The sequence below is a fragment of the Hahnella aquatica (SeqCode) genome, from assembly GCF_965194505.1.
Taxonomy (GTDB): domain Bacteria; phylum Pseudomonadota; class Gammaproteobacteria; order Burkholderiales; family Burkholderiaceae_A; genus Hahnella; species Hahnella aquatica.
In genome coordinates this window covers 947,672-960,951 of sequence record NZ_OZ239144.1, presented here as the reverse complement: position 1 = coordinate 960,951, position 13,280 = coordinate 947,672, and the positions used below count along the sequence as shown (strand labels likewise).

Genomic DNA, 13,280 nt, shown 5'->3' with positions numbered 1-13,280 from the left:
TTCATGAACGACACCAACTTAGCACGAACTGATGCTGCCAACCGCGCACCGCTCATCCTGATGCAGGGCGTGACCAAGCGGCTCGGCCGACACACAGCCCTCTCCGGTCTCGACCTGGCGCTCTTCCCAGGCGAATGCCTTGGCATCATCGGCCCCAACGGCGCGGGCAAGACCACCACCACCCGCATTCTGCTCGGACTGCTCACTGCAGACGCCGGCCAGGTGACCGCATTCGGCCTTGAGCAGCCCACCCATGCACAGCGCGTTCGCAAGCGCCTTGGCGTTGTGGGTCAATTCGACACCCTCGACCCAGACTTTAATTGCCGCGAGAACATCCTGACCTATGGCCGCTACTTTGGCCTCTCCGATGCCGAGATTGAAAAACAGATTCCCGACCTGCTCGCCTTTGCCGAACTGACGCATAAGGCATATGCGCGCATTGATGAGCTCTCCGGCGGCATGAAGCGACGACTGAGCCTGGCCCGCTCACTTGTCAACGACCCCGATGTGCTCATCCTCGATGAGCCCACCACGGGCCTAGACCCACAGGCACGTCATGTCATGTGGGAGCGACTCGGCGCCCTTCGAAAGCGTGGCAAGGCCATCATTCTCACCACCCACTTCATGGAAGAGGCCGAGCGACTCTGCGACCGGGTCATGGTGATGGACCATGGGCAAAAGATTGCCGAGGGCTCGCCCAAGGCCTTGATTGCGGCGGAGGTTGAGCCGCACGTGGTCGAGGTGCAGGGCCTTCAAACGGATTCAGAACGTGCAGACATCGCCATTCACGCGGACCGCGTGGAGGTCAGTGGGGAGAGCACCTTCTTTTACTCGCGGGCTCCGCATGCACTGCTGCAGGCTCTCGAAACCAGGCCAGGGCTCCGAGTCCTGCATCGGCCCGCCGACCTCGAGGATGTCTTTCTGAAGTTCACGGGCCGAGAGATTCGGGAGGCCGCATGAGCCCAATGTCTATCTTGGCCGCCCGATGGGCCTGGGTGCCTGTCTTTCAGCGCAACCTGCTGGTCTGGCGAAAGCTCTTTGTCCCAAGCCTCATTGGCAACATCGCCGAACCACTCTTTGTGCTGGTGGCATTTGGCTTTGGTGTCGGGGCCCTTATTGGTGCCGTGGATTACAACGGGCAGACCATTCCCTACCTGTTGTTCCTGGCCAGCGGCTCGATCTGTGCAAGCACCATGACCGCAGCGAGCTTTGAAGGCCTCTATTCGGCTTACTCTCGGATGGGGCCGCAGCGGACTTGGGAGGGCATTCTCAATGCCCCCATTGGCCTGCGAGACATTGTGCTGGCCGAGGCCATCTGGGCGGGCTTTAAGTCGCTCTTTACGGCCACGGCCATCCTCGTGGTCATGGTGGTGCTCGGCATTTCAACCGCCCCAACCTTGCTGCTGGTCTGGCCGCTCATGCTCTTCATTGGCCTGGTCTTTGCCGCCATGGCGCTGGTCTTCAATGCCCTGGCCCGCGGCTACGACTTTTTCACCTACTACATCACCCTCTTCCTCACGCCGATGACATTTTTGTCTGGGGTCTACTTCCCGAGAGAGCAGTTGCCGCCCTTTCTGTGGGCCTTGTCGGAATGGCTGCCCCTCACGGCGGCGGTCTCTTTGGTGCGACCGCTCTTCATGGGCGAGTGGCCGACCGCGGTGCTGGCCAACCTCGGGCTGCTGGCGCTCTATGGGCTTGGGAGCTTTTTCTTGGCCCTGCGGCTCACCGAGCGACGTTTCGGAATTCGTTGAGCTCGGTTAGGATGTGGCCATGAGACCGAACGTTCTTGTCAGCATTGCAGCGCTTCTTCTCTGCCAGGCCACGAGCCTTCACGCCCAGGTCACCTATCGATTTGTCGGTGAAGAGCCTGTTCGCGTCAAACACTTTCTGGACATCGACCGCATTGATGTTCGCGGGGATGTCCGCAGTTTCTGGCGGCTCACCAACCTCGTTGAGCGAAACAAGGTTGGGGCCCTCTCGCTGAGGTCTCGCACGGAGATCGAATGCAAGGGTCGCCGCGTCCGGACCATCTTTGCCATCCACTACCAAGGAACGGCCGCTGGCGGTCAAATCATCGCCTCGATGCGCTCGGAAGACCCCGACTGGAAGGACATCGGAAGCACGGGTGTGATCCCAACCTTGCACGAGTTGGTCTGCTCCGTCGAGAGCAGCACGACATCCTCGGGCTATGTCGAGCCGCCGCCCCCGCCACCGGGCTCAGAGGAGGCGGAGAAGGCTGCCGCAGAGAAGGCCGCGAAGGATGCTGCGAAAGACGCCAAGAAGTAAGGCCGATTGCACAGCCTGATCTCAAGAAACCGGCTGGTCTGCCGATCTAACCACTGATCGACACTTTTCAGGGATGGAGAGCACCATGGTTCAGACCCGCCTCATTCAAAAGAAGCTCATCGCCTTTCTGGCCGTGGCCCCAATTGCTCTGATTTACATGGTGCTCGCCATGGTGCACCCAAAGGTCTTCCTGGCCTTTGACATCATGGCCTACGTGGTGATGGTCGGCCTCATGGCCTTCATGACCTATGTGATCGTGAAGACCGACGGCGAGGAGATCAAGCCACGGCCCAGCTTCAAGGCCAAGGTCAAGGTGGCCGACCCCCGCTCGCAGGTGGTCTCGGCAGCCATCCTCGGCGCCGCCCTCGTGGTGATCTCCTACGTTGGCGTGAAGTCGCCAGAGCTTCTCTTCAGTGTGGAGGTTGTGGGCTTTCTCGTCATGGCCATGATGATCACAGCCATTGCGGGCTTTCTGTGGCGCTCGATGGTGCCGCCCGTGCCCAAGGAGATTCGCTCGCGTGCGACATCGCTCACCAAACGGGTGAACAACCCCAAGGCCCATGTGAAACAAGTCCTGGCCAAGGCCGCCGCCGATGCGCAGGCCGCCCAGGCTGCAGAGGTCGCCGCGGCCGCTGCTGCCGCTGCCCTGCCACCGCCGGATGTGGTCAACCCCGACGATCTCATTGAAATCGAGGAAGGCGAGTCCCTCGAGGAGATCAAGGCTCGCCTCAAGCCCAAGAAGCCCAAGATTTCGATGGAGTTGCTCAACACGGCGAATTCCTACGACGACAAGGTGGCGCTGCTGCGGTTCCTGGTCAGCGAGGATTCGGCCCGTGTCTCCAAGGCGATCCAGAACTTCATTCGCTAGACACAAACCGATGGGCGGAGTGGGCGGGCCAGTCTGAGAGGAGTTGGCCCAGCCCCTTGAGCGCAAGCTGAAGGTCTCCATCGGGGGTGAGCCAGACGAGCAGCAGCAAGGACCAACCCGACACAGACAGGGTGGCGAGCAGGCGGGATCGGGTGTTGCGTTTGGACTGAAACATGTTTGAGGCTCCTGATTCGAAAGAGCCCTGATGCTGGTCTGGATGTCCATGCCCGCGAATCGGCCAAGCGGATTCCCTGTCAAAATGCTCGACATGGACGGCTTTACACCCATCATCATCATTGAGGGCTTTCTTGGCTTCGGCGTGGTCCTGCTGCTCTACTGGATGCACCGCCGAGAGATGAAGGCCATTGCCAAGCGCAAGGCCGAGGCGGACCCGCCCATGAACCCGCTGGTGGCCACGCGAGATGCGGCCAAGGCCCGGGTCGAAGAGGCCCGTGCCGCCATTTTGGCCAAGCTCGAAGAGGAGGCCCGGCTGGCTGCGCACCCCCCGGTCGATCCGCCGGCCAGCCCACCCGACGAGTCCCTCGCAGAGGCGCCTGGGACGGACTCGCAGGGCAGTGCCGCAGTCGATGCCGCAGTCGATGCCGCAGTCGATGCCGCAGTCGATGCCGCAGTCGATGCATCAGAGAGCGCCGCGCCGCCCAACCCCGAGGGTGCCAAAACCCCCGACGCCAAAACCCCTGAGGGCCGGATACAATCCTAGAGTCGTTGCGCGGGCGTCGTTCAATGGCAGGACCTGAGCTTCCCATGCTCAAGACGTGGGTTCGATTCCCATCGCCCGCTCCACTTCCGCGACGCAAAAAACCCTTGTGACATCTCGGAAACCCGAATATACTCATGGAGTTGTTTCCTTTTCGCTGCCCCATGCGCTGATTGATTTCCTTGTTTTAGGGCGGCCCTTTACAGAAAGCCACCCTTGAAATCATTCGCTGATCTCGGCCTTGCCGAGCCCATTCTTCGTGCCGTTGCGGCCGAAGGCTATACCCACCCCACCCCCATTCAAACTGCCGTCATCCCGCCGATGATGTCTGGCAAGGATGTCCTTGGCATCGCGCAGACAGGCACGGGAAAAACCGCGGCCTTTGTGCTGCCCTTGCTTCATCGATTGGTGGCCCTCAAGCAGTCGGGTGCCACCCTGATGCCCAAGTCCTGCCAGGCCCTGGTGCTGGCCCCCACCCGTGAGCTCGCAGGCCAGATCGTCGAGAGCATTCGCACCTATGGCAAGTTTCTGCGCCTCTCGACCGCGCTGGTCGTGGGCGGGGCGAAGGCCGGTCCACAAATTCGGGCCCTGATGCCCGGCGTGGACATCCTGGTGGCCACACCCGGACGCCTCACCGACCACCTTCAATCCAAGCACGTTCGCCTGGACCAGACGCAGGCCGTGGTCCTGGACGAGGCCGACCAGATGATGGACCTCGGCTTCATGCCTCAAATTCGCGACCTGCTCGCCCGGCTGCCTCGCCAGCGTCAGACCTTGCTGCTCTCGGCCACCATGCCCCGCGAAATCCGTGGACTGGCCGACCAGTTCCTCAACCAGCCGCAAGAGATCTCCGTGGCGCCCACGGCCAAGCCCATCGAGCGCATCGAGCAGTCCTTGCTGATTGTTGACCCAGGCAAGAAGCCCGACACACTCGTGGAGCTGCTCGCCGATGACGCCATCGATCAGGCCATCGTATTCGTTCGCACCAAGCACGGCGCCGACCGCGTGCAGCAGGTCGTCAAGCATGCAGGCCATTACAGCGTGGCCATCCACGGCGACAAGACCCAGGGTCAGCGCGACCGGGCCTTGGCCATGTTCAGAGAGGGAAAGATCAAGGTGCTCGTGGCCACCGACATCGCTGCGCGCGGCATCGACGTGGACGGCGTGAGCCATGTCTTTAACTACGACCTCCCCAATGTGCCCGAGGCCTATGTGCACCGAATCGGTCGCACGGCGCGGGCTGGCCGCAGTGGCCACGCCATTTCTTTGTGCGACAGGAGCGAAATCGGCCTGGCCCTCCAGATCGAGCGACTCACCGGCGCACGCCTCCTGCCCGACAGCGTGCGCAACACCCGCCCGGCCTCACGCCGGCCTGCAGGGAAGTCCTTTGGTGCCAAACGTGCTGCCAACGACCGCGTGATTCCAGGCGGCGCCAAGCCAGCCGCGCGCCGGCCAGCAAGCAATCGTGGGTTCAGCGGTGGAAAGCGGGCAGCCTAGCCAGCGGCTGCCGCTTTTTCCGCTCTCGTCGGGGCTCTTTCCCGACGGGCTCTTGGCATTGCGGATCTTTGAGATCCGCTACCTCGACATGATCAAACGGTGCCTTCGTGAGAAGACGCCGTTTGTCGTTGTGCGACTGCTCGAAGGCCGTGAGGTCGATGCGCCTGCAGAGGCAGTCTCATTTGAGACCGTTGGGTGCCTGGCCGAGTGCCTCGAGGTCGACGCCATCACGCCCGCGCTGCTCACCGTTCGGGCCGCTGGCACGCACCGTGTTCAAGTGCAGGGCTTCGAAAAGGGCCGATACGGGCTCTGGTCGGGGGATGTGACCCAACTGCCAGACGACACGCCAGCGCCCATCCCAACCGACTGCACCCATGCCGTCGATTCCCTCGGGCAGCTCATTGCAGACCTGCAGCGCCAGGGTGTTGCGCCCGAACAAATGCCCATCTTGGCGCCCTACCGGCTCGATGAGGCTGGGTGGGTCGCAAATCGATGGACCGAGATTCTGCCCTTTGGATCCAGTCAAAAGCAGGCATTATTGTTGGAAGACGACCCCGTTGCACGGCTGCAGACCGTCTGCCGATGGATGGGCGGCCTGCGAAGCCCCACATGAAAGAAGCCCAGTGAGCCTTCATCAGAAACTGTTGGCCCGTGCGGCCGCCAATCAGCCCATCCGCGTCGGCCTCATCGGTGCGGGCAAGTTTGGATCAATGTACCTCTCACAGGTTCCGCGAACCCCTGGCGTGCACCTGGCCTGCATTGCAGACCTCTCTCCCGATGCAGCCCGACGCAATCTCGCCAGGGTCGGCTGGTCCGACGAGCAGACGCAGGCCCGCTCCATTGATGAGGCCATTGCCAGCGGACACACCCACCTCACCGACAACTGGGAACAGCTCGTCAGGCACCCCCAGATCGATGTCGTGGTCGAGAGCACCGGGAACCCCATCGCCGCAGTCGACCACATCCTGGCCGCCCTCAGAGAGGGCAAGCATGTGGTCAATGTCACGGTGGAGGCCGACGCATTCTGTGGCCCCATTCTCGCCAAGCGTGCGGCAGAGGCAGGCCGAATCTATTCCCTGGCCTTTGGCGACCAGCCCGCACTCATCTGTGATTTGGTGGACTGGGCCCGCACCTGTGGCTTTCCGGTGGTGGCGGCCGGCCGAGGCCACAAGTGGCTGCCACACTTTTGTGAATCCACACCCGAGACCGTCTGGGACAACTGGGGCCTGACCCCTGAGCAGGCAGCCCGTGGGGGGCTGAACCCCAAGATGTTCAACAGCTTCTTGGATGGCTCCAAGCCAGCCATCGAATCGACTGCGGTGGCCAATGCCTGCGGACTCGATGTTCCAAGCAATGGCCTTTTGTATCCACCAGCCAGCATTGCCGACATTCCCTTCGTCACGCGGCCCCGCAGCGAAGGCGGTGTGCTCGAGAAGAAGGGCATGGTCGAGGTGATCTCGTCGCTCGAGACCGACGGACGCGAGATTCCCTACGAGATCCGCATGGGGGTGTGGGTCACGGTCGAGGCCGAGACCGACTACATCAAAAATTGCTTCGAGGAATACAAGGCGCACACCGACCCCTCGGGCCGTTACTTCACGCTCTACAAACGCTGGCACCTCATCGGCCTTGAGGTGGGTCAGTCAGTGGCGAGCGTGGCCCTTCGGGGTGAAGCCACAGGAACAGCCTCCGCCTGGCGGGCCGATGTCGTGGCCACTGCCAAGCGAGACCTTCGCCCCGGAGACCTACTGGATGGTGAGGGTGGCTTTACCGTCTGGGGCAAGCTGCTGCCAGCCGCCACCTCAAAGCGGATGAAAGGGCTCCCCTTGGGTCTTGCCCATGGCATCAAGGTCACAAGGCCTGTGGCCAAGGGCGCATCGCTGTCTTGGGACGATGTCGAGGCCGTGGACTCCCCGGCCCAGCGGCTTCGCCAAGAGATGGTGCAGCTATTCTCTTGAGAGCAGGGACTCCCAACGCTGCATGGAGGCCTGGTGTGAAGCTTCTTTGGCCCGGACCTCGTTGGTGAGACGAGCGACCTCCTGGGGGTCTCCACGGTAGAGCGCGGGATCTGCAAGCAACGCCTGTAGCCGACTCATCTCTGCCTCCAGGGTCTCGATCTGGCCGGGCAACTGCTCCAGTTCCTTGCGCTCCTTGAAACTCAGGCCCGATTTGGTCGCGGCCACCGCAGGCTGTGACACTGATGCTTGAGGCGCAGGCTCAGCCTTCTTCTTACCCGGCCTGGGTGCTGCCACTGCTGGTCTTGAGCGGCTGCGTTGCAACAGGTAGTCCTCCACCCCGCCCTGGTACTCGCGCCACAGCCCATCGCCCTCGGCCGCCAGAATGCTCGTGGCCACATTGTCCACAAATCGCCGGTCATGGCTGACCAGAAAGACAGTGCCGTTGTACTGGAGCAGCAGGCCTTCGAGCAGTTCAAGGGTGTCGATGTCGAGGTCATTGGTGGGCTCATCAAGCACCAAGAGGTTGGCGGGGCGCGCGAACAGACGGGCCAGCAAGAGTCGGTTGCGCTCGCCGCCCGAGAGGCTGCTCACCGGCGACCCTGCCCGCTCGGGAGAAAACAAGAAGTCGCCCAGGTAGCCCTTCACATGCTTGCGCACCCCGTCGATCTCCACCCACTCGCTGCCCGGGCTGATGGTGTCGGCCAGGCTGCTCTCCAGCGAGAGCCCTTCGCGCATTTGGTCGAAGTAGGCCACGGAGAGCCGCGTGCCCAGCTGCACACGTCCAGCATCGGGCTTGAGCTGACCCAGCAATAGCTTGAGCAAGGTTGTCTTGCCCGCGCCATTGGGGCCCATGAAGGCAATCTTGTCGCCACGCAAAACGGTGGTGGTCAGACCACTCACGATGCGTTGACCGCCAAACGAGATGGAGACATCCTGAAGGTCGGCCACCAGTTTGCCGCTCTGCTCCCCACGGGAGACCGCCATGGCCACCTGCCCCACCTGTTCGCGGCGCACCCTGCGCTGCTCTCGCAGCACCGAGAGCCGCTCAAGCCTTGCCACACTTTTGGTGCGACGTGCCTCCACGCCCTTGCGGGACCAGGCCTCCTCCTGGGCCAGCAGCTTGTCGGCCCGAGCACTCGCAAGCGCTTCCGAGGCCAACTCCTGCTCTTTCTGGGCTTCATAGGCGGCATGGTTGCCCGGATAGGTTCGGAGCAGGCCCCGGTCGAGTTCAACAATGCCCGTGCAAACGCGGTCGAGGAAGGATCGATCGTGGGTCACGAAAAGCATGGTCAGGCCCAGGTCGATCAAGAGTGTCTCGAGCCACTCAATGGCATCAAGGTCCAAGTGATTGGTGGGCTCATCGAGCAGCAGCAAATCTGGCCGAGCCACCAGCCCACGGGCCAGGGCCACCCGCTTCTGCTGACCCCCAGACAGCATGTTCACCATCGGGTCGGCTGCAAGGCCCATGCGTTCTAAAGTCTCTGCCACCCGTTGCTCCCAAGCCCATCCCTGATGGGTCTCGAGCTGGTCTTGTAACCAGGCCAGTCGTGTGTGACTCGCCTCACCCTCCGAGGACATGCTCACTTGCTCGTACTCCTCGCGCATGGCCTTCACATCGGCGAGCCCCTGCGACACGGCCTCAAAGACCGACTCCTGCTCGCCAAAGATGGTCTCTTGAGGCACGTAGACCACACGCAGGCCCTGCTGCCGCTGGATGAGGCCATCGTCGAGGGTTTCAAGCCCTGCCATGACACGCATGAGACTCGACTTCCCGGTGCCGTTTCGTCCAATGAGACCGAGACGGTCGCCCGCCTCGATGGAGAGGTTCGCGCGGTTCAGAAGTGGCCAATGGCCAAAGGCGAGCTGGGCGTCCGACAGTGTGAGAAGAGACATGCTGGATTATCGACGATCGATGTGCTGGCCAAGCCAGCGCAGGACGAGCGGTGCCATGGCACGCGCAAATCCCACATGGCCACCGCGCCGAGGCTGCCAGGAACGAACACGACCGCCCGTCTGTTGATTCAGCCAGTCTGGATTCGGCAGGCTGGCCGCTGGCACCAGGGGGTCGTTGAGGGGATTGATCAACAAAGCGGGTCGGGCAACTTGCGGAAGCACTGGCGCAGCCGAGGCCACCTGCCAGTAGTGGTCCACGTCCTCAAACCCATGCAGTGGGGCTGTGAAGGCGTTATCAAACTCGCGCAGGGTACTGGCCCGCATCACGCGGGGCAGATTAAAGAGCCCCGGGAATTGTGCATGCTTGGCCAAGGCCTTTCGGCGCATGGTCTGCAAAAAGAGCCGCCCATAAATCCATCGGTTCAGGCCTGTGTCGATGGCTGCGCCCGCAGCCGCCAGGTCCAGCGGTGCTGACAACGCAGCCGCGGCCATGAGCCGCTCGGGCACAAGCAGGCCACTGCCCAGCCAGCGCATAAGGGCGTTACCACCGAGCGAGACACCCACCGCCAAGAGGGGGCCTGCATGCACTGACACGAGCCGACCGAGAATCCAGTCAATCTCTTGAATGTCACCCGCGTGATAGGCCCGGGGCTGCCGGTTGAGCGCTCCGGAGCAGCCCCTGAAATGGGCCACCACCGCCGGCCAGCCGAGGTCTCGGGCCGCTGCGGCCAGGGCCACCGAGTAGGCACTTCGAGAGGAGCCCTCGAGGCCATGAAAGATGACCAGCAGCGGCGCAGGCGGCGCATCTCCTGTTGACGATCCTTCAGCGCCCAGCGACCAGTCCAGGTCGATGAAGTCGCCATCCGGCGTGTCCCAACGCTCGCGTGCCCACACCACATGCCGCAGGTTGGGCCAGACGGCCGGCAGAATGGTTTCAAGATGCGCCCGCATCAGATGCGCACCCGGGCCCGCACGAGCCCGCGACCGGAGAACCAGCGCCAGCCCAGCACCAACGCCAATAGGAAGATGTAGACCACCGCGGCCAGCCATCCACCGGCAGCACCGAGACCCAGACCTGGCGCGTCGGCCACCCAGCCTTGGCCGGGCAAAAAGGCCAGAAAATGGGTCAAGGGCACGAACACACCCCAAGACAGCAACAGCAGCAGGATTGCTGGCACCCGGGTGTCGCCCGCGCCGCGCAGGCAGAAGACCGACCCGATGTAGAGGCCATCGAAGACCTGGTAGCAGGCGGCAATGATGGCCAGCCATGCGGCCAGGCGAATGACCTGTGCAGCCTGCGGGTCCGATGCTGGAATGAAGAGAGAGGCCAATGGGCCACCGGCCAGGGCCAGCACCATGCCCACCCCCAGCATATAAAGCGTGGTCAGGCCAATGACGCGATTGCCAACCCGACGCGCCCATTGCGGCTCGCCCGCGCCGATCGACTGGCCCACCAGGGTGGTGCCCGCCTTGCCCAGGCCAACCGCCGGCATGTAGGCCACCGAGGTGAGCATCATCACGATCTGCGTGGCAGCACCCTCGATGCCGCCCAGACGAGCGACCATGGCCTGAAAGGCGGCCAGGCCCAGCACATCAAAGGCAATCGAAAGACCAATGGGAAAGCCAAAGGCGGCAAGGCGAAGCACCCGGGCCACGTTTGGGCGCCAAACATGCCGGGACCAATATCGCCGCGCATAACGCTTGCCCGTGAACAACACCAAGGCCAGACAGAGGCCGCAGGCCACCGAGGCGGTGGTGGCCCAGGACACGCCGGCAACCCCCATGTCCAAGCCCCAAATGAACCAGGCATTGAAGATGGCATTGAGCACGACCACCAGACCATTGACAGCCAAGGCCATCCGGGGCTGACCAATGCCCATGAAGAAGGACAGCACGGCCGTGAGGGCCACCGAGAGCGGGCCACCCGCAAACCGCGGCGCCCAATAATCGACTGCCGCGGCTTCCACGCCTGCGGGCAACCCAAAGTGGGGAATCCAGGCGGCACCCGCCAGCACCAAAAGCCCAAAGGGCAGCACGGTGAAGACGGAGAGCCAGAGGCCCGTCCAGACGGCCCGAGCTGCCTGACGGGGCCGACGGGCACCCACGGCCTGCGCCGCCATGGTCTGCACGCCCATGCCCATGCCTGTCATGAGCAGCAGCAGCCCCAGAATGAGCCAATAGACGCTGCCCACACCAGCCACCGCATCCACCGAAATGCGCCCAACAAACCAGGTGTCGGTGAGATTGAGCACGGCCTGCATGCCCGCATGAACGAACATGGGAAAGGCCAGTGTGAGGATGGCCCGCAGGCTCACCCTCGGCTCGCCGCGGGCATCCAACGCAAGTGCCGGCAGCCTCGATAACATCGCGATACTCTAACAGCCGCACACAATGAGCCCCGCCACCATGACCCTCATCGATCTCCTCGAGCAGGCCTTTGAGCAGCACCGTGACCAGCCCGCGCTTCGTTGCATGGGCAGCACCATGCGCTACCGCGATCTCGACCGAGATTCCGGCACCTTGGCGGCCTATCTGCAGGGGCTGGGCCTCGCGCCGGGTGCGCGCGTGGCGATCATGCTGCCCAACCTGCCGCAGCACGCCGTGACCATTGCAGCCGTGATTCGGGCCGGGCTGATCCTTGTGGAGGTCAACCCGCTGCTCACCCCGCGGGAGTTGAGCCATCAGCTCAAGGATTCCGGTGCAACCGCCTTGATCGTGCTCGAGAACTTCCTTGAGCGGCTTGCGCCTGCCCTTCCTGAGACCGATGTCAAGATCGTGATTCGAACCGCAGTGGGCGATGCCATGGGCGCCAAGGGCCGGGTGATCACGGCCGTGGTTCGCCATGTGAAGCGACAGGTTCCCAAGGCAGACCTGGGTGACATGCGGGTGGTCCACTGGCGTTCCGTGATGCGTGTGGCCCGAGCGCTCACGCTGAGCCGCCCCAGCAAGCAGCCAGAGGACCTGGCTGTGCTGCAGTACACCGGCGGCACCACGGGCTTTACCAAGGGCGCCATGCTCTCGCACGCCAACCTGGTGGCCAACATTGAGCAGGCGAGCAATTTTCTGGCCCCAGCCTTGGCGAAGCGGCCAGACGGCGGGCAGCCGATTGTCATGCTCTGCGCCCTGCCCCTCTTCCACATCTTTGCCCTCACCATCTGCTTTCTCATGGGCTGCCGCCTGGGCCTTCAGAACCTGCTCATTCCCAACCCCAAGGACCTTCCCGCCCTCATCAAGACCCTGGGCCGTGAACCCGTGCACCTATTTCCCGGCGTCAACACCCTCTTTCTTGCACTGATGAACCACCCTGGCTGGAAGGCACTTCGAATGCCGCACCTGCGGGTAAGCCTCGGTGGCGGCATGGCCGTCAGTGCCGCCGTGGCCAACGCGTGGCAGGCCGACACCGGCTGCACCCTGCTCGAGGGCTATGGCCTCTCCGAAACCAGCCCCGTCGTGGCCGCCACCCCGGTAGACTCCAAAGCGTTCCAAGGGCATGTCGGCCCACCCCTGGCGGGCACCGAGGTGCAGATCCTCTCTGATGATGAGGTGGCCCTGCCCCAAGGGTCGGTCGGAGAAATTGCCGTGCGTGGCCCCCAAGTGATGCGCGGCTACTGGGGGCGGCCGCGGGAGACCAAGGCGGCTTTCACGGACGACGGTTTCTTCAAAACCGGAGACCTCGGCTGCCTGCTGCCCGATGGCAGCCTCCAGATCGTGGATCGCAAGAAGGACATGATTCTGGTCAGTGGCTTTAATGTCTACTCTGCCGAGGTGGAGCGACAGATCAACCTGCACCCCAGCGTGCTGGAGTCGGCCGTGGTAGCCGAGCCGGATCCGGCCACCGGCGAGCGCGTGGTGGCCCATGTGGTCCTGAGTGCACCCCTCACGGCAGCAGCCCTCGAGGCCCATTGCCGTGAACGGCTCGCCGCCTACAAGGTACCCAAGACCTTTGTCTTTCCGGAGAGCCTGCCCAAATCAGCCGTCGGGAAGATCCTCAAACGGGCCCTTCGCCCTGAATCCGGGTCCATTCTCAACAATTCATAGAGCAACAAGCCCCATAAAGCGG

General features: G+C 63.1%; 13 protein-coding genes and 1 tRNA gene. 10 read left to right on the top strand and 4 right to left on the bottom strand.

Going from position 1 to position 13,280, the window contains the following annotated elements:
* Nucleotides 1-3 precede the first annotated feature (3 nt).
* From AC8GDA_RS04995 to AC8GDA_RS04980, 4 genes are all read left to right on the top strand, one after another.
* Nucleotides 4-960, top strand: coding sequence for an ATP-binding cassette domain-containing protein (locus AC8GDA_RS04995; RefSeq protein ID WP_506555447.1), 957 nt, complete (start codon nucleotides 4-6; stop codon nucleotides 958-960).
* A complete protein-coding gene (locus AC8GDA_RS04990) occupies nucleotides 957-1,751 on the top strand; it encodes an ABC transporter permease (protein ID WP_506555446.1) in 795 nt (264 codons plus the stop codon). The genes AC8GDA_RS04995 and AC8GDA_RS04990 overlap by 4 nt, the downstream gene beginning before the upstream one ends.
* A gap of 19 nt (nucleotides 1,752-1,770) precedes the next feature.
* The gene (locus tag AC8GDA_RS04985) at nucleotides 1,771-2,286 is read left to right on the top strand and encodes a surface-adhesin E family protein (protein ID WP_506555445.1); all 516 of its coding nucleotides are present in this window, start codon (nucleotides 1,771-1,773) and stop codon (nucleotides 2,284-2,286) included.
* A gap of 85 nt (nucleotides 2,287-2,371) precedes the next feature.
* A complete protein-coding gene (locus AC8GDA_RS04980; protein ID WP_506555444.1) occupies nucleotides 2,372-3,154 on the top strand; it encodes a hypothetical protein in 783 nt (260 codons plus the stop codon).
* Here AC8GDA_RS04980 and AC8GDA_RS04975 read toward each other — a convergent pair.
* On the bottom strand, nucleotides 3,144-3,329 hold the full coding sequence (locus AC8GDA_RS04975; protein ID WP_506555443.1) for a hypothetical protein: 186 nt from the start codon (nucleotides 3,327-3,329) through the stop codon (nucleotides 3,144-3,146). The genes AC8GDA_RS04980 and AC8GDA_RS04975 overlap by 11 nt on opposite strands.
* Nucleotides 3,330-3,359: 30 nt before the next feature.
* On the opposite strand from AC8GDA_RS04975, the gene AC8GDA_RS04970 reads away from it, so the two are divergent.
* The 5 genes from AC8GDA_RS04970 to AC8GDA_RS04950 all read left to right on the top strand — a co-directional run bounded on the left by AC8GDA_RS04970 (nucleotide 3,360) and on the right by AC8GDA_RS04950 (nucleotide 7,327).
* Nucleotides 3,360-3,875 (top strand): hypothetical protein, encoded by a 516-nt coding sequence (locus AC8GDA_RS04970; RefSeq protein WP_506555442.1) that lies wholly within the window; start codon nucleotides 3,360-3,362, stop codon nucleotides 3,873-3,875.
* Between the two features lie 9 nt (nucleotides 3,876-3,884).
* Nucleotides 3,885-3,958 (top strand) — tRNA-Gly (locus AC8GDA_RS04965).
* 130 nt (nucleotides 3,959-4,088) lie between these two features.
* Nucleotides 4,089-5,369 (top strand): DEAD/DEAH box helicase, encoded by a 1,281-nt coding sequence (locus AC8GDA_RS04960; protein WP_506555441.1) that lies wholly within the window; start codon nucleotides 4,089-4,091, stop codon nucleotides 5,367-5,369.
* On the top strand, nucleotides 5,338-5,982 hold the full coding sequence (locus tag AC8GDA_RS04955; RefSeq protein ID WP_506555440.1) for an LON peptidase substrate-binding domain-containing protein: 645 nt from the start codon (nucleotides 5,338-5,340) through the stop codon (nucleotides 5,980-5,982). Before AC8GDA_RS04960 ends, AC8GDA_RS04955 begins: the two co-directional genes overlap by 32 nt.
* A gap of 10 nt (nucleotides 5,983-5,992) precedes the next feature.
* Nucleotides 5,993-7,327, top strand: a complete 1,335-nt coding sequence (locus AC8GDA_RS04950; RefSeq protein WP_506555439.1) for an NAD(P)H-dependent oxidoreductase — start codon at nucleotides 5,993-5,995, stop codon at nucleotides 7,325-7,327.
* Here AC8GDA_RS04950 and AC8GDA_RS04945 read toward each other — a convergent pair.
* From AC8GDA_RS04945 to AC8GDA_RS04935, 3 genes are read right to left on the bottom strand one after another with little or no spacing between them, the layout of a single operon-like run.
* Nucleotides 7,316-9,220 (bottom strand): ATP-binding cassette domain-containing protein, encoded by a 1,905-nt coding sequence (locus AC8GDA_RS04945; RefSeq protein ID WP_506555438.1) that lies wholly within the window; start codon nucleotides 9,218-9,220, stop codon nucleotides 7,316-7,318. The genes AC8GDA_RS04950 and AC8GDA_RS04945 overlap by 12 nt on opposite strands.
* A gap of 6 nt (nucleotides 9,221-9,226) precedes the next feature.
* A complete protein-coding gene (locus AC8GDA_RS04940) occupies nucleotides 9,227-10,171 on the bottom strand; it encodes a YheT family hydrolase (protein ID WP_506555437.1) in 945 nt (314 codons plus the stop codon).
* Nucleotides 10,171-11,586 carry an MATE family efflux transporter gene (locus AC8GDA_RS04935; protein WP_506555436.1) on the bottom strand — a complete coding sequence of 472 codons (1,416 nt, stop codon included), beginning with the start codon at nucleotides 11,584-11,586 and terminating at the stop codon, nucleotides 10,171-10,173. The genes AC8GDA_RS04940 and AC8GDA_RS04935 overlap by 1 nt, the downstream gene beginning before the upstream one ends.
* Nucleotides 11,587-11,626: 40 nt before the next feature.
* On the opposite strand from AC8GDA_RS04935, the gene AC8GDA_RS04930 reads away from it, so the two are divergent.
* Nucleotides 11,627-13,258 carry an AMP-binding protein gene (locus tag AC8GDA_RS04930; RefSeq protein WP_506555435.1) on the top strand — a complete coding sequence of 544 codons (1,632 nt, stop codon included), beginning with the start codon at nucleotides 11,627-11,629 and terminating at the stop codon, nucleotides 13,256-13,258.
* The last annotated feature ends 22 nt before the right edge of the window (nucleotides 13,259-13,280 follow it).